General features: G+C 68.5%; 20 protein-coding genes. 9 read left to right on the top strand and 11 right to left on the bottom strand.

Going from position 1 to position 22,435, the window contains the following annotated elements:
- Positions 1–27: 27 nt before the first annotated feature.
- Entirely contained in the window at positions 28–1,656 is a 1,629-nt protein-coding gene (locus tag GJV80_RS17675; protein WP_154689026.1) for a LuxR family transcriptional regulator, read from the bottom strand.
- Between the two features lie 58 nt (positions 1,657–1,714).
- A complete protein-coding gene (locus tag GJV80_RS17670; RefSeq protein ID WP_154689025.1) occupies positions 1,715–2,830 on the bottom strand; it encodes an NAD(P)/FAD-dependent oxidoreductase in 1,116 nt (371 codons plus the stop codon).
- 201 nt (positions 2,831–3,031) lie between these two features.
- Between GJV80_RS17670 and GJV80_RS17665 the strand changes: the two genes are divergently transcribed.
- On the top strand, positions 3,032–4,213 hold the full coding sequence (locus GJV80_RS17665) for a Gfo/Idh/MocA family protein (RefSeq protein WP_195908995.1): 1,182 nt from the start codon (positions 3,032–3,034) through the stop codon (positions 4,211–4,213).
- A gap of 215 nt (positions 4,214–4,428) precedes the next feature.
- Here the strand turns inward: GJV80_RS17665 and GJV80_RS17660 are convergent, their stop codons facing one another.
- From GJV80_RS17660 to GJV80_RS17645, 4 genes are all read right to left on the bottom strand, one after another.
- Positions 4,429–5,820, bottom strand: coding sequence for an ATP-binding protein (locus tag GJV80_RS17660; protein ID WP_154689023.1), 1,392 nt, complete (start codon positions 5,818–5,820; stop codon positions 4,429–4,431).
- Positions 5,820–7,478 (bottom strand): FAD-dependent oxidoreductase, encoded by a 1,659-nt coding sequence (locus tag GJV80_RS17655; RefSeq protein WP_154689022.1) that lies wholly within the window; start codon positions 7,476–7,478, stop codon positions 5,820–5,822. Before GJV80_RS17655 ends, GJV80_RS17660 begins: the two co-directional genes overlap by 1 nt.
- Before the next feature lie 168 nt (positions 7,479–7,646).
- Positions 7,647–8,567 carry an NAD(P)-dependent oxidoreductase gene (locus GJV80_RS17650; RefSeq protein ID WP_154689021.1) on the bottom strand — a complete coding sequence of 307 codons (921 nt, stop codon included), beginning with the start codon at positions 8,565–8,567 and terminating at the stop codon, positions 7,647–7,649.
- Positions 8,567–9,541: an FAD-dependent oxidoreductase gene (locus GJV80_RS17645; protein WP_154689020.1), complete on the bottom strand. Its 975-nt coding sequence runs from the start codon at positions 9,539–9,541 to the stop codon at positions 8,567–8,569. Before GJV80_RS17645 ends, GJV80_RS17650 begins: the two co-directional genes overlap by 1 nt.
- Before the next feature lie 244 nt (positions 9,542–9,785).
- Here GJV80_RS17645 and GJV80_RS17640 point away from each other — a divergent pair, with 244 nt between their 5' ends.
- The 7 genes from GJV80_RS17640 (at position 9,786) to GJV80_RS17610 (ending at position 17,890) form a co-directional block, all read left to right on the top strand.
- The gene (locus GJV80_RS17640; RefSeq protein ID WP_154689019.1) at positions 9,786–11,075 is read left to right on the top strand and encodes a glycosyltransferase; all 1,290 of its coding nucleotides are present in this window, start codon (positions 9,786–9,788) and stop codon (positions 11,073–11,075) included.
- Between the two features lie 172 nt (positions 11,076–11,247).
- Positions 11,248–12,606 carry a deoxyribodipyrimidine photo-lyase gene (locus GJV80_RS17635; protein ID WP_154689018.1) on the top strand — a complete coding sequence of 453 codons (1,359 nt, stop codon included), beginning with the start codon at positions 11,248–11,250 and terminating at the stop codon, positions 12,604–12,606.
- Complete coding sequence (idi, locus tag GJV80_RS17630; RefSeq protein WP_154689017.1) at positions 12,603–13,205, top strand: isopentenyl-diphosphate Delta-isomerase; 603 nt, start codon at positions 12,603–12,605, stop codon at positions 13,203–13,205. Before GJV80_RS17635 ends, idi begins: the two co-directional genes overlap by 4 nt.
- Positions 13,199–14,422: a polyprenyl synthetase family protein gene (locus tag GJV80_RS17625; protein WP_154689016.1), complete on the top strand. Its 1,224-nt coding sequence runs from the start codon at positions 13,199–13,201 to the stop codon at positions 14,420–14,422. Before idi ends, GJV80_RS17625 begins: the two co-directional genes overlap by 7 nt.
- Entirely contained in the window at positions 14,419–15,936 is a 1,518-nt protein-coding gene (locus GJV80_RS17620) for an NAD(P)/FAD-dependent oxidoreductase (RefSeq protein ID WP_154689015.1), read from the top strand. Before GJV80_RS17625 ends, GJV80_RS17620 begins: the two co-directional genes overlap by 4 nt.
- Positions 15,933–16,823: a phytoene/squalene synthase family protein gene (locus GJV80_RS17615; RefSeq protein WP_154689014.1), complete on the top strand. Its 891-nt coding sequence runs from the start codon at positions 15,933–15,935 to the stop codon at positions 16,821–16,823. Before GJV80_RS17620 ends, GJV80_RS17615 begins: the two co-directional genes overlap by 4 nt.
- Positions 16,820–17,890 carry a DUF5914 domain-containing protein gene (locus GJV80_RS17610; RefSeq protein ID WP_154689013.1) on the top strand — a complete coding sequence of 357 codons (1,071 nt, stop codon included), beginning with the start codon at positions 16,820–16,822 and terminating at the stop codon, positions 17,888–17,890. The genes GJV80_RS17615 and GJV80_RS17610 overlap by 4 nt, the downstream gene beginning before the upstream one ends.
- Here the strand turns inward: GJV80_RS17610 and GJV80_RS17605 are convergent.
- The 3 genes from GJV80_RS17605 to GJV80_RS17595 are packed head-to-tail and all read right to left on the bottom strand — an operon-like array spanning position 17,854 to position 20,193.
- Positions 17,854–19,464, bottom strand: a complete 1,611-nt coding sequence (locus tag GJV80_RS17605) for an FAD-dependent oxidoreductase (protein ID WP_154689012.1) — start codon at positions 19,462–19,464, stop codon at positions 17,854–17,856. The genes GJV80_RS17610 and GJV80_RS17605 overlap by 37 nt on opposite strands.
- Entirely contained in the window at positions 19,461–19,805 is a 345-nt protein-coding gene (locus GJV80_RS17600) for a lycopene cyclase domain-containing protein (RefSeq protein WP_154689011.1), read from the bottom strand. The genes GJV80_RS17605 and GJV80_RS17600 overlap by 4 nt, the downstream gene beginning before the upstream one ends.
- A complete protein-coding gene (locus GJV80_RS17595) occupies positions 19,798–20,193 on the bottom strand; it encodes a lycopene cyclase domain-containing protein (protein WP_230207808.1) in 396 nt (131 codons plus the stop codon). Before GJV80_RS17595 ends, GJV80_RS17600 begins: the two co-directional genes overlap by 8 nt.
- A gap of 128 nt (positions 20,194–20,321) precedes the next feature.
- Here GJV80_RS17595 and GJV80_RS17590 point away from each other — a divergent pair, with 128 nt between their 5' ends.
- A complete protein-coding gene (locus GJV80_RS17590) occupies positions 20,322–20,825 on the top strand; it encodes a MarR family winged helix-turn-helix transcriptional regulator (protein ID WP_230207807.1) in 504 nt (167 codons plus the stop codon).
- A 112-nt stretch (positions 20,826–20,937) separates the two neighbouring features.
- Here the strand turns inward: GJV80_RS17590 and GJV80_RS17585 are convergent, their stop codons facing one another.
- Together GJV80_RS17585 and GJV80_RS17580 are read right to left on the bottom strand one after the other, a co-directional pair.
- A complete protein-coding gene (locus GJV80_RS17585) occupies positions 20,938–21,534 on the bottom strand; it encodes a hypothetical protein (RefSeq protein WP_154689010.1) in 597 nt (198 codons plus the stop codon).
- Positions 21,535–21,746: 212 nt separating this feature from the next.
- Complete coding sequence (locus GJV80_RS17580) at positions 21,747–22,403, bottom strand: GntR family transcriptional regulator (RefSeq protein ID WP_154689009.1); 657 nt, start codon at positions 22,401–22,403, stop codon at positions 21,747–21,749.
- Positions 22,404–22,435: the final 32 nt, after the last annotated feature.

Below are 22,435 nucleotides of genomic sequence, written 5' to 3'. Positions count from 1 at the left end.
CGCGCCGCGTCGGGTCGGTGAGTGGTTTCAGATGAGGTGGTGCTCGAAGGCGTAGGCGGCGGCAGCGGTCCGGGAGCCGACGTCGAGCTTGGTGAAGATGTTGGACAGGTGCCGGGCCACCGTCTTCTCGCTGAGCACCAGTTCGGTCGCGATCGCGGCGTTGCTGCGGCCCTCCGCGACCAACCGGAGGACCTGGGCCTCGCGGACCGTCAGCCCTCCCGGGGGTGTGTCGGGAAGGAGCAGCCGCTCGGTCTCGGCCGCCGCGGGTGCGGCACCGAGGGCAGCGAAGGTCGCCGTGGCGGTGCGGAACTCGGTCTCGGCTGAGCCGCCGTCGCCCATTGTGCCGAGTGCGCGGCCGATCAGCACCCGGGTGCGAGCGACCTCGTACGGGCTGTCCACCCGCCCCCACAACTGAGCAGCCTTGCGGAGGTACGGCAGTGATCCCGCGGCATCGCCGACCGCCAGTTCCACGGCACCATCGGCGTAGGCGGCCATCGCCTGCACGGCGGAGGTCCCCAACCGGGTCGCCACCTCATCGAGTGCGGTCGCGGCGGTCCGAGCCTCCTCGACGGACCCGGCGGCAAGCAGGACCTCGACGGCGGCGGGCAGCAGCCGGCAGCCAGCCGTCGGCTCGGTCTGCTCGGCGAGCAGCCGGCGGACGGCCCCGACGGCGGCTTCCGGCCGCCCGGTGGCCAGCCAGAGCAGCGCGAGCCCGGGTTGCGGGTCGAGGCCCAGCTCGGCCGACCGTTGGTAGGCGGCGTCCGCGGCCGTGTAGTCACCCATCACCCGGAGGACATCTCCGCGTTCCGACTCCGCCAAACCGGCGGCCGGCAGCGAGTCTGCGTGTCGATACCGCTCGATCGCGTGCTCGAACTCGTCGAGAGCCTGAGCGAACGCACCGCGCAGCCGCATCACCTGGCCACGGTGGACCGAGCATTGCCCGGTGAAGGTGACCAGCCCGGGCAGGGCGGCGCACCAGCGGTGGAGCGCCGACGTCCACTCCGCCACCCGGCCGAACTCCGCGATCTCCTGACAGCCCTCGATGGCGGTGCAGTAGACGTTCCCGCAGACCCCAGGGGACACCTCGCCGGCCGTCAGCACGGCCATCGCCTCGTCGAGGGCCGTCAGCCCGTCGTCGACCCGGCCGGAATAGATGTCGATCCGGCCCATTGAACACAGCCCGAGCGCCAGCAGATCGGGATCGCGATGCAGCCGGCCGAGCCCGGTCGCGCGGGCGGCGAGTGCGGCAGCAGTCGGCCAAGCCCTCTCCGCCAGGTGTTGGAACATCACCAGGAAGGCGAGGTAGCCCTGTTCGACGGCGTCGTCGTCGAGCCCTCCGACGACCTGGGCCGCCCGAGCCGTCCAACCCGCGGCGAGTGACGGCTCGCCGGCAGTGGCGTGGATCATCGACAGATGGAATGCGCAGCGTGCCGCGCCCGCCGGATCACCGGTGCCGTTGCTCAGCCGGAACCCACGCTGGTAGTAGTCGATCGCGGCAGCGACCCGGCCGAGCAGGTAGGCGGAGGCTGCTGCCGCGCGCAGGTCCGAAGCATCCATCTCGTCGGCGTCGAGGCCCGACCAGGTGTCGAGCGCGCGGGCCCAGTCGCCGCGCTCGTAGTCCTCGCGCGCCCGTATGAGTTCGTCGACGAAGCCCATGGCCGGACCTCCTGCGCGTCACGATACCCGCGGCGGACGCCCTCCGGTGGATCCAGGTTCAGGCTGCCGCGGCCTGTCCTCGGGTAGTCCGGACGGCGGGCCGCCCGGCTCGTTCGGCGATCCGTCGGGCCACCAGTTCGGCGTCCCGTCCGACTCCGGCCAGCAGCATCGAGGAGAACGCGTACTGGAACGACAGGCCACAGAAGAACAGACCGGGCGCGGACGCCACCACACCGCGGTATTCCCGCGGATAGCCGTCGTCGCCGAAGACGGGCAGGTCGATCCAGTCGAAGTCCTGTCGGAACCCGGTCGCCCAGACGACGTTGGTCGCGCTGATCACCGTGCCGTCGGCGAGCACCGGGAGGCCGTCGCGGCCACCGATCACCCTGGCCTCGTTGCGGACGACGCCGCGGGCGACGAGATCGGCCCGCTTGACCCGCAGCATCGGCCCGCCGTGGGCCCGGACCTCGGGCATCTCCTTGCGGCCGAGCGGCGTCCGTCGGGTCACCAGATGCCGCCACATGAACAGCAGCGCGGGGAAGAGCACGTGCATCCGCCGCGATTCCAGCCGGACCGGGATCTCGCCACAGTCCCGGCCGACCAGCGTGGTCGGATGGCGCGGCGCCACCTCATAGGCGATGTCGGTGCCCGAGTGAGAAGCTCCGACGACCAGCACCGGACCGGGCTGCAGTTGGCTCGGCCGCCGATACTCGCTGGAGTGCAGTTGCAGAATCGTCGGGTCGAGTTCCTTGGCGGCCGCCGGCACATTCGGCGTACGACCGAAGGTGCCGGTCGCCACCACCACCTGGTCGGCGTGGATCGTCCCGCCGTCGGCGCTGATCCCGAACCCACCGGCATCGTCGGCCGACAGCCGACGGACGCGGACACCGAGCCGCACCGGAAGCGCGTTGTCGGCGGCGTACGTCTCGAGGTAGTCGGCGACCTCGTCCTTGCTCGGGAACGCCCACGGCGCTGCCGGGAAGGGCATCCCCGGGAGGCCGTCGAACTTGGCCGGTGAGTACAACCGCAGTGTGTCCCATTGCTGACGCCAGCCGTCACCGATGCGTTGGTTGCTCTCCAGTACCAGGCATTCCCGGCCTCGCCGGCGCAGGTGATAAGCAGTGGATAGGCCGGCCTGGCCGGCGCCGATGATCACCGTCTCGACATGTTCCATGATTCCTCCCTCGGTGTGGCTCACGCTAGGGGGGAGTGGGCCGGCCGTTTCATCGACAGGACTGCCCATCCGGGTGAGCTGTCCCCTGGGTCAAATCACCCACGTCGAAGGCAGTGGCGCCCCAATCTGAGAATCCGACCATCGGCCCGGCCGACGTCTGGCTCGCAGAAGTCACAGCTCGGTTCGGCAGGAGTCCGCCCGATGTCGCGATCGGCAAGCGCCGGGTCGAACGAGGTCGTACGGTCGTTGTGGATGAAGTGTCACGGTGCTGCGACGGGGATGGTCGAAGTGCGAGGGATGGTGATCGGGACCGGTTGGGCCGGCGAGGGCTATGCGACCGCTCTGCGCAGATCGGGTGTTGATGTCGTGGCCTTGTGCGGTCGAAGTCCTGAGCCCGCGCGCGCAGTGGGCGCCCGGCTCGGAATCGATGACGTACGACTGGACTGGCGCGCTGCGCTCGACGAGCTCGAACCCGATGTCGTGGCGATCACCACGCCGGCGGGACCGCACCGCGAGATGGTCGAGCATGCCGCGCGACGTGGCGCGCACGTGGTCTGTGAAAAGCCATTGGGACGCAGCGGACCTGAGGCTCGCCGGATGCTCGACGCGGTCGAGGGAGCCGGTGTGAGACATGCCTATGGCGGGACGAGCCGGTACACACCGGGACTCGTCAAGGCCAGGGACCTGGTGATCGAGGACGCCATCGGCGAGCTGCGCGAGATCGAGGTGGTGGTCCACATGAACCTGCCACCGCTCCTTCCGTACTGCTGGGTGCACAGCCTGGAGGCGGGCGGCGGCATGCTGATGAACGGTATGCCGCATGGTCTTGTCCAGGCCGAGTACGTCTCGGGCGGCAAGGCGGTGTGGGCGATCGGCCACACCGACGTGGTCGTGGATCGTGTTCCGGTCGGCCCGCCCGTCCACGACTTCCGGTTGTGGACCCCGATCGACCCCGACGAGGCCGCCCACGGCCCATGGCGGGAGAACGACGCCGACATGACGGCGACCGCCGTCATCGGCATCGAGCTGCCCGGCGGACGAATGATCACGGCGCTGTTCCATCTGGCCGCCTTCACTGCCACCCGACATGTCGGCTACCTCGCGGTGCACGGGACGAAGGGCTCCATCCAACTCGATGACGCACCATGGTTCAGCCGGATGTCGTACCGGAGCGCGGCGAGTGATCAGTGGACGGAGGTCCCGTTCACAGCCGAGGAGAATCCGATCCAGTCGGGGTGGGATCACTTGATCAAGGATTTCGCTGCCGACATCAACGGGCACCGCACCGGCAGCTATCCGACCTTCACCGACGGCTGGAGAGCCAACGAGTTGATGGATCAGGTGAGGGCATCGAGGCCAACGGCTGCGCATCAGCCGGCTTGATCATGATCACGATCATCACCACTGCCGGAACTCTGCCGGCCGAAGGTCGGCCATCTCATGTCCGGACCGTCGCAACGCCGTTCCGGAGGAGTTGTTGATCAAGGTGGAGACACGAAGAAGCCTCCACGCGATATGTGCGCAGGGTTTCGACCCACCAAGATCATGGCGGAGCAGCGGGTCAGCTGGCGGATGGGCCCCGACGATTGCCGTCGTGCTCAGCGTTCCGGAGGTCGATGGGGCAGCCGGACCCGGAGGATGGTGTTGCCGGGCCGGGAATCGATGGTGATCGTGCCGTCATGCCGCTCGACGACGATGCGGCGGGCGATGTCCAGCCCGAGACCGGTGCCCGTGCCGACCTCCTTCGTCGTGTAGAACGCATCGAAGGCACGGGCAGCCACCTCCGGTGACATCCCGGCGCCGGTGTCGGTGATCTCGACGACGACGTGGCCCTCGTCGGCGGTCGTGGTGATCAGCAGCGTGCCGTGACCGTCCATCGCGTCGACCGCGTTGTCGATCAGGTTGGTCCACACCTGGTTCAGTTCGCCGGCGTAGGCGTCGATCTTGGGCACGTCGGGGCCGTAGCGCCGGACCACGTTCACACCGTCCCGCAGTTTGTGACCCAGCATCACCAGGGTGGTGTCCAACCCTTCGGTCACGTCGACGTGTTGCAGCGAACCGCGGTCCATCTGGGAGTACGACCGGACAGCCGAGACCAGCTCCATGACCCGGCCGGTCGACTCCTTGACCTCCGACAACAGCGTCTCGGCGGAGAACGTGCTGGCCACCCATTCCAACCCGGCCTGCAGCGCCTCTGCCGGCAGCACGGCGGCGGCGCGGTCACACCAGGCGGCGCTCACGCCGGCCGCAGCCAGCGGCGGAACGATCAACCAGTCCCGTTCGATGTCGTGGCGGTCCATCCACGAGGACAACTCGTCCTCCTGGTCGGCCACCGCCAACGGGTCGGACAGGACGGGCGACGGCGCGACCTCGCGACGAAGGCTGTCCAGTGCACTGAACTGGGTTGCGGTGATCTGCCCGTCGGCGAGTCGACCGAGGGAGGAGAGGAGCGTCTGGCAAGCGCCTTCGAGGGCGTCGACCGCCCGGTTTGCGGCTGCTGCCGGATTGTTCAGTTCGTGCGCCAGGCCGGCGGCCAGGGTGCCCAACGTCACCAGCGACTCGCGTTGCCGTGCGATGACCTCGACGTGCCGCGCGGTGCCGTACACACCGTCCAGCAGATGCCCGGTGAACGGGAACCACTTCATCGACAGCTCGCGCAGGGCCGGCGACGAGACTCTGAACACCGTGCCCTCGGACACGCCGCGACCGCTGGCCAGATAGCGACCCTGCGGGTCCCAGGCCCGGAAGCCGCCCGCCCAGCGGCCCGGCACGTCCATTCGGCCGACCACCGTGTCCTCGCGGCCGATCAGCCGGTGCAACTCGATCGCTCCGCTCACCAGCACCCACCAGGAGTCTGCCGATTCACCCTCGTGGAAGAGGTCCTTGCCCAGCGGAATGGGCAACTCTTCGCCGGCCTGCACCAGTTCGGTCAGCTGGGCATCGGTAAGTCCGTCGAAGAGGGAGACGGGTCGCAGATCGTCGGTACGCATCAGATCGTCGCCAGGTAGCGGTGAACCAGATAGACGGCCATGGCGCCCTCCCCGACCGCCGAGGCGACCCGCTTCATCGAATCGAGGCGGACGTCACCGGCAGCGAAAACGCCCGGCACGCTGGTCTCCAGCGGATACGGCGGCCTGGCCAGCTTCCACCCGTTACCGTCGGAAGCTGCCATCAGGTCGGGGCCGGTCACGATGAAACCCTTCTCGTCCCGGAGCACATCCGGACCCAGCCACTCGGCATGCGGCGAGGCACCGATGAACACGAACAGCCAACTCGCCTCGAGCTCCTCGGTCTCACCGGATTCCGAGTCGAGCAGGGTGAGGGCTTCCAGGTGACCGTCGCCGCGACACCCAACGACCTGGCTGGTGCAGCGCACCTCGACGTTGTCGGCGGCAGTGATCCGCTCGAGCAGATACTGGGACATGCTTGTTTCCAGGTTCGGGCCGCGGACCACCATGACAACCCGCTTGGCGAACCGGGCCAGATTGAGCACTGCCTGCCCTGCGGAATTCGCGGCACCGACGACGTAGACGTCGTCACCCTGGCATTGGCTCGCATCGCTGGCGGTCGCGCCGTAGTAGACCCCACGTCCGGTGAGCTCGTCCAGCCCGGGCACCGGCAACCGCCGGTAGGAGACGCCGGTCGCCACCAGCACTGCGCGGGCCTCGATCTCCGCCGATCCGTCGAACTTCACGGCCCGAACGGGCCCACGGGTCTCGAAACCGGCGACGGTCCGCGCCAGCACCATCTCGGCGCCGAACCGGCTGGCCTGGGCAACTGCCCGGTGGGTCAGATCCGAGCCGGTCAGACCTCTCGGGAAACCGAGGTAGTTCTCGATGGCCGCACTCTGACCTGCCTGACCGCCCGGGCCCTCCCGTTCGACGACCACGGTGCTCAGGCCCTCGGATGCGGCGTAGACGGCGGCAGCCAGCCCGGCCGGTCCGGCGCCGACGATGCAGAGGTCGTACAGCGGCTGCTGGGCTGTGGTTCGCAAGCCCAGGGCGCCGGCAAGTTCGAGGGTCGACGGCGACCGGAGCGTTTCGCTGTCGGGGATCAGCACCAGCGGCAGGTCGGCCACCGATGCCTCCGCAAGCTCGCGAAGCCGCTGGCCGTCGGCGTCCAGTTCGACGTCGTACCAGTGGTACGGCACGTGATTGCGGGCCAGGAAGGTCTTGATCTCGTGGCTGCGCTCAGACCATCGGTGACCGACCACCCGGACGTCCGCGGTGTGGTCGGGATTGGACTCACGCCAATCGTCGAGCAGATCGTCGATCACCGGATACAGCCGATCTTCCGGCGGATCCCACGGCTTCAGCAGGTAGTAGTCCAGGCCGATGTCGTTGATCGCCTTGATCGCGACATCGGTGTCGGCGTACGCGGTGAGCAGCAGCAGCTTCGCCGTCGCCGCCTGGCTGCGTGCCCGTTCCAGCAGCTCGATGCCGGTCATCGCCGGCATCCGTTGATCCGAGGCGATCAACGCCACCTGCTGGTTCCGCAACGCGAGCCTGGTCAGCGCCGACAACGCCTGGTCCCCGGAGGTGGCACGCACGATCCGGTAGTCGGCGCCGTACCGGCTCCGCAGATCACGTGAAATCGCGGCAGACACCATCGCGTCGTCATCGACGGTCATGATGATCGGCTTGCTCATCGCCTCATCCCCCGACCGGCCCGCTGGTGCCCGGCTGGGAGCGGGCACACCGGCGCGACCGAATGGCGTCAGCTTAGCGGTCACCACCGGGCGGCAGTCCGGTTTGCGACTCGAATGTCGGTCGACCATCGCGGCGGACATCCCGGCACCGACGCCGGCGTGGTGGTCTTAGGCCGACGGGACCGCGGCTGTCCCGTCGAAGCTGAACTGCGGTTGGTATTCCAGACGCGTGCGGGCCCGCGTGATCGACAACATCGGGGCCCTGCTGGGCAGGGGCTCGGTGAGGTACGGCTCCAGGTCCGGTCGGAAGCGGCGGATGATCTCCATCGTCGGCTCGGGCAGCCGGGTGTCCGCGGCGCCCAGCACGATCGGAGCCGACGTGACGGTCGGTCTGGTCACCGCGAGGACGATGCCGGCGGCCACGTCCTCCTCGTGCACCCATTGACCAAGATCGACCGGAAACGACTCCGTCGGGGGAAGGCCGTCGGTGATCATCTTCTGGTAGCGCTCGTTCGGGATCACCCCGGCGAACCGGAGATTGACCACCTCAGTGCCGAAGGCGCGGTGGTAGGCGTGCCCGATCTGCTCGCTGAGGAACTTGGTCAGCGAATACGGGTCCTCCGGCACCGGCTTCTCATCCTCGGTGAGGGGCAGCTCACGCCGTACCGGATCCAGACCGGACACCCGCCAGAAGAACGTGCCGAACGCGTTGATGCTCGAGGCGTTCACGAATCGGCGTACGTCCAGCCTTCGGACGAGCTCGAGGATCCCTGTCGTACCCATCACGTTGGTCTGCATAGTGGGCATCAGGTTGTTCCAGTCGCCGACCGGGATCGCGGCCAGATGGATGATCGCATCAGCTCCGTGAGCAAAGCGTTCCAACTGTGTCGTGTCGGCGAGGTCCGCACGGAGATAGGGCCAGTCGGTCCGCAACGGCACCCGCCGTCGGCCACCCGGCGCCGCCCCGTCGAAGATCGTTGCCTCGGCCGGATCGGCGGAGTCGGTGAGCAGCAGGTCGTGATCATGCTCGAGCCGAGCCGTCACTCGGCGACCGAGCCAACCTGCCGCTCCGGTGATCATGATCTTCATCAGTTCCTCCAGCGGATGACGGATGCGAAAGGGACCCTCTTGCCGGCGATCATTCTGCCGAACAGCTGTTCAGCATGATCGACATCGAACTCGGCCAGGGGAACGTTGCTGAAGCCGAACTCGTCGGCCTCGATGCACGTGATCACCGTGGCAAGCCGTTCCCTGGTCCAGCCGGACTGGAAGTGCGCGGTGATCGAACGCTGTTGCAGTCGGGTCATGCTCGCCCACGCGTCAGGCATCCCCGGGGAGAACCCGGAGTAGACGACCTGGCCGTAGTCCGTGGGCAGCGTCTTGATCACGATGTCGAAGGAGTCCGGGCTTTGGATGGTGTCGATGATCGCCTCAGGTCGGAACTCGGTGACCGCCTCGACGGTCGATGCGCCGCTGTCGATCGCGGCCGCACCGGCTTCGGTGGCGGTCGCCAGCCGGTCCTGGTGTCGCCCGATGACGGCGACCCGGTATCCGAGCTGGAGTGCCGACAGCGCGGCGGAAAGACCGATGATGCCGTCGCCGATGACGGCGACCCGTCGTACCCGGGCGGGCTGGATCCGATGCGCGGCGTTGTAGCCGACCTGGACGGAGATGCCGAGCGACAGCCCGGGTTCCGGCGCACCGGCCAAGGCGTACACATGTTCCAGCGGGTGGTTGCTGAACTCGGCATGACCGCCACTCTGCGACGCGGTGTCCTCGAAGTCCCGCGCCGACGCGGCGAAGACTGCTCGGCCCGTCCAGTCCTCGGCGCCCTCGCCGGCCGCGACGACGTACCCGACCTTCTGATATCCGGGTACCAAGGGGTAGTGGGAGGATCCCCAGTCGAACCGGCCCTGGGCGGTCCAGCGATCCGTTCCGGTGCTGACGCCCGAATACTCGGCTCGAACGGTAACCTCACCGGGCCCCGGATCGCCGAGGCTCACCGTCGACAGTGCCCCGACGCCCGGGGCAGTGATCACCACTGCCCGACCTGTTCGGCTCACCCGGCAACACCCACGGAGTCATTCCTACTACGTCCCGTCCGCGCTTGCCTCGCGGACACGGCGATGGCACTCGGCGCCCGGGCCGGTTGGAATCAGGGAGTCCAGCGATCAGGGGCACCTCACCGGACGCTGGTACGGCTCGACGTGCAACTGCGGATCCTTGGGGTACGACTTCCCGGGCCAGGTGCACATTCAGGGCTGAGGACGTCCAACCGTCCCACGACCCGGCGCAGGGAGGTACGGGGTGGCGCGTCTTCTGGTCGTAGCAACACAGGTGTACGGGCACGTCCGTCCGTTGGCCCAGATCGCCGCAGCACTCCGCGGCAACGGGCACGACGTGATCCTGGTGGTCGGAACCACGGTCGAGGAAACCCCGACGCCGGACATCACGGTCCCCCCGCCCCCGGTGCCGGCGCACCGCGAACCGGGCCGCCCCGACTTTCGGCGACGGCTGGACGGATTCCGGCCGAGCTGGGTCCGCGGCCGGAACGAGATCCTGGAGACCTTCGTCGACCCGGTGCGAAGACAGGCCGGAACGCTGTCCCGGCTGGTGCATCCCGGCCCCATCGGGCGACCATTCGATGCCATCGTCGCCGACGTCTCCTATCTCGGCGTCCAGCCGTTGCTGCTGACGACACCGCGACGTCTTCGGCCACCGGTGATCGGGATCTCCACAACACCGATCATGTTGCGCAGCGCCGACTGTGCCCCGTTCGGCGCGGCCCTGCCGCCCTGGCCGGGGCCGGCCGGCGAACGGCGGAACCGCCAGACCGACTGGCTTCTTCGCAAGGGACCGCTACGGCCGGTCCGGCGGGCTCTGGACGCCGTGGCGGCCGAATGGGACATCGGTCCGGGTGAGCTCGATCTGTTCGACGCCATCAGCCGCTTCGACCGCGTCTTCCAGCTTGGCCTGCCGGAGCTGGAGTATCCCCGGCGGGAACTGCCTTCGTTCGTCGACTTCGTCGGTCCGCTGCCGGTCCACTGCAGCTGCGGTGGCCTGGATCATCCGGAGATCGAGGCCGGCCGCCGAGTCGTCCACATCACCCAAGGCACACTGGACAACCACGACCTCAGCCGCCTCCTCCTGCCGTCGATCCGTGCGTTGGCCGACAGCGGTGCGACCGTCATCGCCAGCACGGGGGGCGGGCACGCCGACGTGCGGGCCCGGTTCCGCACCGATCCTCGGATCCGCATGGTCGACTTCGTCTGCTACGACTGGCTCCTGCCCCGAAGCGATCTGATGATCACCAACGGTGGCTACGGCGGGGTCCAGTTGGCGGCGCGGCACGGCATTCCGCTGATCGTCGCCGGCGACACTCAGGACAAGGCCGAGGTCGGCGCACGCGTGCGATGGAGCGGCATCGGCATCGATCTGCGCACCGGTCGTCCTCGACACCGGCGGATCGGAGCCGCGGTCCGGGCCATTCGCCGGGACCGGCGCTATGCCCGACGAGCGGCAGAGATCGCCCGATCCGCGGGCCGACTCGGTGACCCGCTGGACCGGATCATCGCCGGCGTCCTCGCCCAGCTGTAGCCGACTGCATCGCGTGCGGCGGCGGATCCGATCGGACCGCGGACCGTTGCAGACAAGGTCTGAACAACTTTCCAAGGTGATCTTGGGTACCGGTCGACTGGGACGCCCAGTCCGGGGTACTCACTAGATTATCTAGCTTGAGCTCGATCCCCGACAGGAGTCGCAGCAGCCGATGTCTGAGCGTCGCATCCGCATCGCCGTCTTCACCCGTGACCTGCGGGTCAACGACAATCCGGTGCTCGCCGCGGCCGCGAACGCCGACCGGACCATTCCGGTCTTCGTCCAGGATCCGACGATCGAGGCTGTCTTCGGCAACGAACATCGACAGCAGTTCCTCGACGCCGGCCTGGCCGATCTCGACCGGTCGTTGCGGGAACTCGGCGCAGGATTGGTGGTCCGGCGCGGCGATCCGGTCACCGAGATCGGCCGGCTGGCCGAACGGTTCGATGTCGAGTCGGTGCACATCGCCGCGGACGTGTCAGGCCATGCCCGGTCGCGGGAGCGCCGGCTGGAACGGGCGTTGGCGGCACAGCGCCGTCGGCTGGTGGTCCATGAGGCGGCGATCACCGTGCATCCGGTCGGAGATATCACCCCCACCGGTTCGGATCACTTCAGTGTCTTCGGCCCCTACTTCCGACGGTGGCAGGAGCAGCTCCGACGTCCGCTGATCGACGTACCGGAACGGATCGAGCTCCCCGACGGGCTCGGGGCAGCTAGCGTGCCACGGGGCCGGCCGGCGCACGCCTGGCCCGGCGGCGAATCGGCCGCCCGCGAACGGGCCAATGCCTGGTTCGCGGACGGACTCGCGACGTACCACGACGTCCATGACGATCTGGCCGCGGACAAGACGTCGAAACTGTCCCCGTACCTGCATCTGGGCAATCTGTCACCGGTCGAACTGGTCACCAGAGCCGCCGAACGGCCGACCGCGGGTTCCGAGGCGTTCATCCGGCAGTTGGCCTGGCGCGACTTCCACCACCAGGTGCTCGCCGCCCGACCGGGCGCGGCCTGGAACGACTACCGGAACCACGACGATCGCTGGAACGATCCGGGATCGCTGCTGGACGCCTGGCGGGCCGGCCAGACCGGTTACCCGCTGGTCGATGCCGGCATGCGGCAGCTCAGCCGGACCGGGTGGATGCACAACCGCGCCCGACTGGTGACCGGGAGCTTCCTGACCAAGACGCTGTACCTGGATTGGCGGCACGGGGCCCGGCATTTCCTGGGAAACCTGGTCGACGGTGATCTGGCCAACAACAACCTGAACTGGCAGTGGGTGGCGGGCACCGGAACCGACACCCGACCGAACCGCGTCCTGAATCCGCTGCGCCAGGGTGAACGCTTCGACAAGGACGCGAACTACGTACGCCGCTGGCTGCCAGAGCTGTCCGGGATCGCGGACGCGCGCGACGCCCGAGAACCCTGGCGGCTGCCGGCCGACCGGCGGAGGACCGTCAAGTATACCGAGCCGGTCGTCGACCTCGCGGCAGGCCGGCAACAGTTCCTCATATCCCGAGGAGGTGGGCGATGACTGCAGCCGAGGAGGTTGTCCTCCTCGACCAGGACGGTCGGCCGATCGGACGGGGTGATCGGGATGCCGTCCACGGCCGCGACACCCCGCGACACCTGGCGTTCTCCTGCTGGATCTTCGGCGCTGACGGATCCCTGCTGCTCACCCGCCGGGCCCTGGGTAAACGTTCCTGGCCCGGCGTCTGGACCAACTCCTGCTGCGGTCACCCCCGCCCCGGCGAATCGGTCGAGGCGGCTGTCCGGCGGCGCATCGGTGAGGAACTCGGCGTCCGGGTGACCCAGCTGCGCTGCCTGCTGGAGGACTTCAGCTATCAGGCCGTCGATCCGTCCGGAATCATGGAGAACGAGTCCTGTCCGGTCTACTGCGCCAGGCTGGACGATCCCGACGCGCTCCGCCCCGACCCGACCGAGGTCATGGACCAGGTGTGGACGTCGCCGGAGGCGGTCAGCGAAGCAGTCCGCTGCGCGCCCTACGCCTTCAGCCCGTGGGCGGTGGACCAGATCGCGTTGCTCGGGCCCACGCGCTTCGGTTCCGACCCGACAGGTGATCAACCAGGTGATCAACCAGGTGATCAACCACGCGAGGCGGACCGATGCTGATCGACGGCCGCCGACGAACGGCAACCGGCACCGCCGCTCCGCCCGGCCCGGTGACCGATCCCTCCCGAGAACCGGCATTCCATGATCATCTGGCTCGGGTCGACTCACTGCTGCGCTCCGTCCTCGATGAGACTGCCAGCAGCTGGCAGGGCTTTGACGATCCGATCAACGACGATCCGGTCAATGGCGATCCGATCAACGACGATCCGATCAACGGCGATCCGATCGAGGGCGGACCCACCCACACGACTCTGGCGGATCTGCCCGGGCTGCTCGCCGACGTGCTGTTCTCGGGCGGCAAGCGGTTGCGGCCGATCGTCGGCCTGCTCGGTTTCCAGGCCGCCGGTGGGCGACCCGGCACTGCCGAGGAACACGATTTGATCAAGGTGTCGGCGGCCCTCGAACTGCTGCACGGGTTCGCCCTGGTGCAGGACGACGTGATGGACGCATCGGATTCCCGGCGCGGTCGGCCGACGGTCCACGTGGTGCTGGCCGAGCGTCATCGCGATCACGCCGTCGCTGGGTCGGCGGCACGTTTCGGGGAGAGTCTCGCTGTCCTCGTCGGCGACCTGGCACATGCCCAGGCCGACCATCTGATCTGCGACTGTCCGGCCGAGATCCGCCGTCGCTGGCAGCGGATGATCATGGAGTTGATCAAAGGGCAGGTGGCTGACCTGGTTGGTGCGGCGGTGGCAGAACGAGATCCCCGGCGAGCCATGCGGGTGGCCCAGTTGAAGTCCGGCGGCTACACGATCAAGCGGCCGCTCGAACTCGGCGCGGTGGCCGCCGGCACCGATCATTCGACGCTCGCCGTCCTGGAGGAATACGGTCATCACGTCGGGTCGGCGTTCGCACTCCGGGACGACATCCTCGGCGTCTGGGGTGACCCGAAGATCACCGGCAAACCGGCCGGGGACGACCTGATCGCCAGCAAACCGACCATGATCATCGCACTGGCAAGTCGTCGGCTCTCGCCGGCGGGCCGACGACTGCTGGACCGGGCCGGAGTCAACGGTCTCACAGCGGGTGAGGTCTCCGCTCTGCAGGACGAGATCGCGGCGTGCGGGGTACGGCACGAGGTGGAGGCGATGATCACCCGACACATCGACCGGGCCGTCACAGCGCTCGATCCGCTGATCACCGGTACCGGCGCGACGGCGGCCGCAGCACACCGGTTGGTCAGGCTCGCCGGCCAGGTCGCGTGGCGGGACCGATGAGCAAGATCGTGGTTGTCGGCGCCGGACTGGCGGGGTTGTCGACTGCCTGTCGACTGCTCGGTCGCGGCCATGATGTGACCCTGCTGGAGCAGGGACAGCAGGTCGGCGGCGCCGCAGGTCGGCTCGAACAGGACGGGTTCGCGTTCGACACCGGACCGACGGTGCTCACCATGCCCGAACTGATCGACGACACACTGCGCTGCATCGGCAGCACGCTGGTCGACCGGCTCACCCTGCGCCGCCTCGAACCCGCCTATCGGGGCCGATTCGCCGACGGCAGCACGATCGACGTACACACCGATCCGGCCGCCATGCGCGCCGAGATCGCACGGTCCTGCGGTCCGGATGAGGCGGCCCGGTACGAACACTTCGCCCGCTGGGTCACGCGGCTGTACGAACTGGAGTTCGGCAACTTCATCGATGTCAACTACCGGACACCGCTGGACCTCTTCCGTTCACCGGTGGCCTTGGCCCGACTGGTCGCCACCGGCGGTTTCGGTCGGCTCGGCCCGGCGATCAGCCGCCGGATCAAAGATCCCAGGCTGCAGCGGTTGCTGAGCTTCCAGGCGTTGTACGTCGGTCTGGCACCGGCGGAGGCGCTGGCCATCTACGCCGTGATCAGCTACATGGACTCGATCGCCGGCGTCTGGTTCCCCGACGGCGGCATGCACGCCGTTCCGGAGGCGCTGGCCGCAGCGTTCACCGACGCCGGCGGCGTGGTGGCGACCGATCAGCGGGTCCGCGGCCTGATCACCGATTCACTCGGGCGGGTCGCCGGGGTGCGCACCGCCGACGACTCGGTGATGGCCGACGCGGTGGTCTGCACCGGCGACCCGGCGACGATCTACCGCACCCTGCTCGGGCACCTCCGGCCGCCGCGCCGGCTGCGTACCGGCCGGTATTCGCCGTCGGCAGTGGTCTGGCATCTGGGCGTCCGCGGCGTTCCCGGCGACGATGTGCGGCATCACAACATCCACTTCGGGAAATCCTGGGAGGAGTCGTTCACCGCCTTGAACCAGGGCCGGTTGATGCCGGACCCGTCGCGGCTGGTCACCGTGCCCAGTCTGGACGACCCGCGCACCGCGCCGGACTGCTGCAGCACCCTGTACGTGCTGGAACCGGTCCCCAACGCGGCTGCCGGGATCGACTGGCGGCAACAGCGCATGCGGTTCCGTGAGCGGCTCGGCCGGTTCCTCGAGGAATCCGGGTATCCCGTCGAGGTGATCACCGAGAAGATGGTCACGCCGCAGGACTGGGCGGACCAGGGCTGGACCAGCGGCACGCCGTTCGCGCTGGCTCACAGCTTCGGCCAGACCGGCCCGTTCCGACCGCCGAACCATGAACGCCGCATCCCCGGCCTGTTCTTCGCCGGATCGGGGACCGTGCCCGGTGTCGGCGTACCGATGGTGATCATCTCCGGCCGGCTGGCGGCGGAGCGGGTCGATGGCTACGTGAACCGCAACCGCGACGACAACCGGGCCGGATGGACAGATCCGAGGGCGGTGGTCGGATGACCGAGTTGCTCCGGGCCGGCTACCGGGAATGCGCCCGGCTGACCCGCCGGCACGGCACCACCTACTACTGGGGGGCGGCGATCCTGCCCCGCGACCAGCGCCGCGACGTTCATGCCGTGTACGGGTTGTGCCGGTTGGCCGACGACATCGTCGACGTCGCCGACCTCGCGCCGGGCGCGCGGGCGGCGGAGCTGGAAGGCTTTCGTACGCGGTTCCTGGCGGCGGTGCACGGTACGACCGCCGACCCGGTCCTGGCTGCTGTAGCCGACACCGTCCGGAGACGCGGTATCGATCTCGACTGTTTCGACCGGTTCTTCGGCGCGATGGCGATGGACCTGACCAACGACAGCTATCCGACCTGGGACGATCTGTGCGACTACATGGAAGGGTCGGCGGCGGTCATCGGGGAGATGATGTTGCCGATCCTCGAACCGACCTCCCCCGAGGCCCGCGGCCCTGCCCGGGCACTGGGCAGAGCCTTCCAACTGACGAACTTTCTTCGGGACGTCGATGAGGATCTTGATCGCGGCCGGGTCTATTTGCCCCAGGAGGACCTGCACCGGTTCGGCGTCGACCCCGGCCAACGCCGGGTGACACCGGCCTGGCGCGCGCTGATGGCGTATGAGATTGGCCGCAACCGGGAACTGTATGCAGAAGCCTGGCCGGGGATCGCGATGCTGCCGCCGGCGTCGGCACGCTGTGTCGGCACCGCGCTGATGCTGTACGCCCGGATCCTCGACCGGATCGAAGACCGCGACTACGACGTCTTCTCCGGGCGGGCCAGAGTGCCGACCGCGATCAAGGCGGTCACCGCTGCCCGAGTCCTGGTCGCCGGGCCGCCCACGCCGGCACGAACTCGCACGGTCAGACCCAAGGAGGCCGCATGACCATCCGTCCGTCCGAACGGCTGCAACCGCCCGAAGCGTCCCGCAGATCGATCAGCTCCCGCGTCCCGATCAGGCTTCGGCCGCAGCCCGGTTACGAGAATCTCCGCCCGACCTGGCGGGACGCCCGACCGGCCCGGATCAGCGAGTCGCTCCGGCTGTCCCAGCAGCAGTCTGCCGGTGGTTGGTACGTGGTCGGCAAGAGCCGGGAGCTGGGCCGTTCCACCAGTATGGTCCGGCAGATCGCCGGACGCGAGGTGGTGCTCTGGCGGGCCGATGACGGCACGCTCCGCGCCGGTCCGGGAAGTTGCCCGCATCTCGGCGCGTTGCTGGACGGCTGCCCGGTGGTGAAGGGCGACGTGGTCTGCCGCTGGCACGGACTGGCGCTCGGGGACCGTGGGCACGGCGATTGGCAACCGTTCGCCGGTCACGACGACGGAGCGCTGCTGTGGGCCCGGATCCGGCCACTCACCAACGACCCAGCCGCCCGTGACGCGGACCGGAGCGAGTCGGACGAGCCGCTGTCCGCGGCACCTGTCGTCGGGGCGCGGCCGCCCCTGGGGCAGTCGGTGTCGGCAGTGATCACCCGACGCGGGCGCTGTGAGCCCGTCGACATCGTGGCCAACCGGCTCGACCCGTGGCACGGAGCCTGGTTCCACCCGTACTCGTTCAGCCATCTGCGGGTCGACGACCACGCCAGCACGCCGGAACGGCTGCTGGTCGATGTCACCTTCCGGCTCAACCGGAGCCTCGGCGTCCCGGTTCGGGCCGAGTTCGTCTGCCCGGACCGGCGCACGATCGTGATGCGGATCGTGGACGGCGAAGGTGCCGGCAGCGTGGTGGAGACGCACGCGACCCCGCTCACCGCGCCGGGCGACCCGCAGCCCGAGACGGTGATGACCGAGTTGACCGTCGCGTATTCCGATCGTCGGGGATTCGCCGCTGCCCGGCGCCTGGCCGGAGCGTTGCGGCCGGCCATGCGGCACCTCGCCCGCCGGCTCTGGGTCGACGATCTGGCCTACGCCGAACGCCGTTACGAGTTGCGGCGACGCGGCGAGTTCCCGGGCTGAACCAGGCGACGCAGCCGGGCCGGCCATTGCTGCCGGGAACGCCGCGGCACCGTCCACAGATCGTGACCAAGGATGCGCCATCCGGCCAGCAGCCGGTTCGCCGCCTGGAAGCCGGTGGTCGCGGCTCGTTCCATCAGCGCGACGGGTAGATCACAGCGGATCGCGTCGCCGGCAAGCACCACCCGCGGGTCAGGGGTGGCCACCGGCGGCCTGGCCGCCCACGGGCTGGTGTCCACCAAGACGCAGTCGGCGTCGATCCGCCACTCCTCGGCGACGACCGCCGCATCGGAGGTCTCCGGATACAGCGTGTCCAGCTGCGATCGCAACTGGGCCTTGAGCTGGGACACCTGTGCGTCGTGGCCGAGATCGGTCGGGCACCAACCGGACCCGGGCAGCGCGTAGGCATGCATCTCGACCACCGATCCGCGGCATCTGGTAGCCCAGCGGGCGGCGCCCTCCTCGAACCTGTGCACCGCGCTGACGTTGTCCAGCGGACCGTATCCGCTGGTCGCCAGGAACATCGGCCGTTCCGGCGCCACCGGCCGGTCCAGCCACAGCCGCCAGACGGCGAACGGCGGCGCGGTTCGGACCGTTTCGACCTGCTCCACCCACGCGGGATCGGCACCCTGGGCGTCGGCCATCAAGCCGACCAGTCCGCCGGGGTCGAGCGCGATCACGACACCGTCGCAGGTCAACTCCCCGCCTACCTCATCGAGCCGGCCGGTCGGCCGATGATGGACTCGGATGCGGTCACCGCGCAGGTCGAGGCCGATGACATCGGTGCCGGTCTGCAGCACTGCTCCGCGGTCGGTCAGCCGGCGACCCAGCGGTGCCCAGAGTGCGGTGTCGTAGTCGTCGTCCGGGACGTCGAACAGCAGTCCTTCGGATGAGCCGACGAAGTAGCTGTGGAACATGGCGAGCAACTCGCCGGCAGCGAAGTCGGCCGGGTCGGCGAAGAAGCTGCGGGCGAACACCTCGAGGGCCAGGTGCCTGGCCTGTGCCGGAAACCGCAGCCGGTCGAGGAAATCGGCGGCGCTGACACCGTCCCAGGCGCTGAAGCTGTCGGGGAAGTCGACGTCGAGCAGCCCGAGCGCGTGACCGATGTCGACACGCGTCAGATCCCGCGCGCTGAAGCTGGAACTGCCGGCGACGAAGGCAGCGATGCTCAACGGCGGGGTTCGGGGGATCCGCGCGAACGAGTCGGTCGGGCCGTTGGCGAGGGTGATCGGGTAGTCCGGGACCGGGCGCAGGCGCTCCAACCCGGGATCGGCTCGCCGGAGCAGCGCGCGGAGGTTGTAGTACTGCCGGAAGAACGCATGGAAGCCGCGGCTCATGGTCAGTCGGTGCTCGCCGTGCTCGACCGGCCAGGCGCCGACGCGGCCACCGAGCCGAGGCTGTCGTTCCACCAGCGTGACCTGGACCCCTCGCTCGGACAAGGCCGTGGCGGCTGCGAGTCCGGCGATGCCCCCGCCGATCACAGTGACGGTCAGCCGGCGGTCGGCGCTGGCCCGCCCGGGAGCGGCGGCGAGCAGTTCGGCCCGGCGGTCCCGACCGGGCGTCCAGGCGCGGCTCATCGGGCACCGGTGTTCGGGGTTGTCGCCCGCGCGGTCCGGCGTCGTCTGCCGAGGCGTTCCCAGACGATGATCGTCAGGGTGACCAGCGAGAACCCGAACCCGAAGTCCTCGATCGGGATGTCCCACGGGAACCGCAGCCCGAGCATCTCCGAGCCGCGATAGATCACGATCGGATGGGTCAGTCTCGTCAGCCAGCCGTCGACCGGGATCTGGAAGGCCCAGACGATGATCATGGTCAGCCAATAGCGTACGGTCCGGAACACTCCGGTCCGGAAGATCAGGAGTTCGGCCAGCACCACTGCGACGATGCTGATCATGGTCAGCAGGGTGTACTCAGGCATCGTCGTCCTGCCCCGCTCCGGATCGCCGAGCGGCAAGTAGCCTGCCGACTGCGGAATAGGTGAGCAGTCCGCAGATCGGTATCACCACGAAGAATGCGAGCTCCTCGATCGGCAGCACACCGAAGATCATCAGGCCGGTGGTCTGCGCCGGGTCGTAGCGCCAATGATCACGAAGCACACCGATCACGTCCCAGACCGAGAAGATCAGCACCACCGGCAGCAGGGTGATCATCAAGTGGCGGGGACGCCGGTAGACCCGTGCCCCGAGGATGAACTCCAGGGGCAGGGTGATGATCACGCACAGGGCCAGCAGCAGCAGGTATTCCAGGTGTCCGGCGATCAGCGACTCACCACCCGACCGCTTCCGCCCGTCCGGGCAGCCAGGCAAGCAGCCACATCGATCCCTCCTCCGGACGGATGCCAGGGCACGAGTCTACTAGATAATCTAGCGTCGTCCGCAGTGCGACAGGCGGTCCGCGCCACATGTGATCAGCGCCCGGTGGGTACGATCAGGGGGTGCCCGCAGCCGACGCCCATGCCATCAGTCTGGCGGTCCGCCATCTGTTGCAGGCGGCGCGCGAGATGCAGGCGATCGCTGCGCGGCAGCTCGGCCTGCGCATCACCGACGTCCAGGCGATGGACCTGGTCACTGCCGGCGGCGGTGAACTCAGCCCGGCCGAGTTGGCGGATCGACTCGGGATCCGGACGGCTTCGGCGAGCGCGTTGATCGATCGGCTCGTCGACGCCGGGCATCTGGAACGCTCCCGGTCCGCGGCGCCGACGGGACCTCGCCGCGGTCGTACCAGGCTCAACGCCACCGATCACGCCCGGTTGGAGATCCGCGAGACGTTGCAGGATGTGAATGACGGTTTCCGTGAACTCGGCACCGAGCTGACGAGTGAGGAGGCGGCGGTTGTACTGAGGTTCCTGGACCGCGCCACGGCGATCCTCAGGTCGTATGCCGCCGGTGCCGGCGCGGATCATCAGCCGGATCACGACGGCCGACCGGCGAGGGCCTGACCTGAGGATGTCTGCGACGTGCCCGCCACCCCTCCGGAGATTGGTGGGGCAGCGGGTCGCACCGTTGATCAGGGCCGCCGCTCGCACACGACGGCTGGCGACACCTATCGGTTCAGTGTGTTGAGGATTCGAACCACGGATGATGCAGGTCGTAGAAGGTCGCGTCGGACATCATCGAGTCCAGCATGTCTTTGATCTCCTCGGGTGGCTGCAGTTTCTCCCCTTCCCGTGCGGCTGCCTCGTCGGTGAATGCGACAGTTTCGGTGAAGGTGCCGTCGTCCTCGATCGCCAGGGTGGCGCCGATGATCTCAGGCCGCATGGCTTGCAACTGGGTGGTGTCGGCGAACAAGGACTTGATGGCCGACGGATCGGACACCTTCCCGCGGATGACCTGGACGAAACCTGCGTTGTCCGAGCCGCCGTCCATCATCAGCGTGACGTCCTCGCAGTCGTGGAAGGTGAGCGGGCCGTCCATGCAGGCGGCGAACTTCTCTGCCCACGCGGTCTGTTCGGGGCGATTGGAGTTCGCCATCGCCGCCTCGCGGGACTCGAACCGGACGACTCCGATGAACATGTCGTCGTCGGTGAAGCCGTAGGTGCCGCCGAGCCAACCCGTGGCGCCGGGACTGAGCTCTTCCCGCCAGCTGTCGGCCAGCGCGTGGAGTTCGTCTTGTTTGGTGCACTTTCCCTGGATGATCTGGATGAACACGATTGGCCTCCGTACTTTCGTGGCCGCCCCCGACCGAGGGTGGTCGTGTGCTCGATTCCTGACTTTAGGCCGATCTCGACGGCCCGGCGAGGGAAGGACAAGACTGACTCTGAGCGCCCGGTCCGGGTCGAAGATGATCATCCCGGGCGGCCCGGTTGCTGTATCACTGGTGCGCCTCGTAGTGACCCGGATGGAGAGCCAGGATCCGACGGTCAGCCGTTGCGCCTGATGTGCTCCTCGATCGCGCGGGCGGAGCTGTCGAGGTGGGCGATCAACCGGTCGCGAGCAGGATCCGCGGCGCCGGCGAGGATCGCCTCGTAGATCGCGCGGTGCTCGCTGGCGAGTTCTTCGGGGCTGTGCAGATGGTGGGTCTGCTTCAACACCATGCACAGGTGCGCTTCGCCGATGATCGAGGCGTACATCCGCCGCATGCGCGGGCTGCCGACCGCGTCGACCAAGGATTGGTGGAAGGCGATGTCGGCATCGACGACCTCCCGTGTCACGCCGGTGGCCGCCGCTCGCTCGAAGGCGGCCAGCGCGGCATCGGCGGACGGCAGCGGCCGGTGGCTCTCGGCCAGCAGCGCGACGACGGTGCTTTCGATGGCTGTCCGGGTGAAGTAGATGTCGCGAACGTCGCGTGCGGTCAGCGCGGGGACGCGGGCCGACTTGTTCGCCGTACGGCTCAGCAGGCCCTGATGCACCAGGCGATCGATCGCGGCCTTGGCCGTTGGCCGTGCGACGCCGTACAACTCCGCTGTCTTCTGCTCGACCAGCACTTCTGAGGGTCCGAGCTCACCCGACAGAACCCGATCGCGAATGGCGTTGTACACCGCATCAACGATCGACACGGTTTGCACTGTCTCGCTCATCCGGGTCTCCTCGACGGCGATGGCATACTGCT

The organism is Microlunatus sp. Gsoil 973, assembly GCF_009707365.1.
Lineage (GTDB): Bacteria > Actinomycetota > Actinomycetes > Propionibacteriales > Propionibacteriaceae > Microlunatus.
This window is presented reverse-complemented; position numbering and strand designations above follow the sequence as displayed.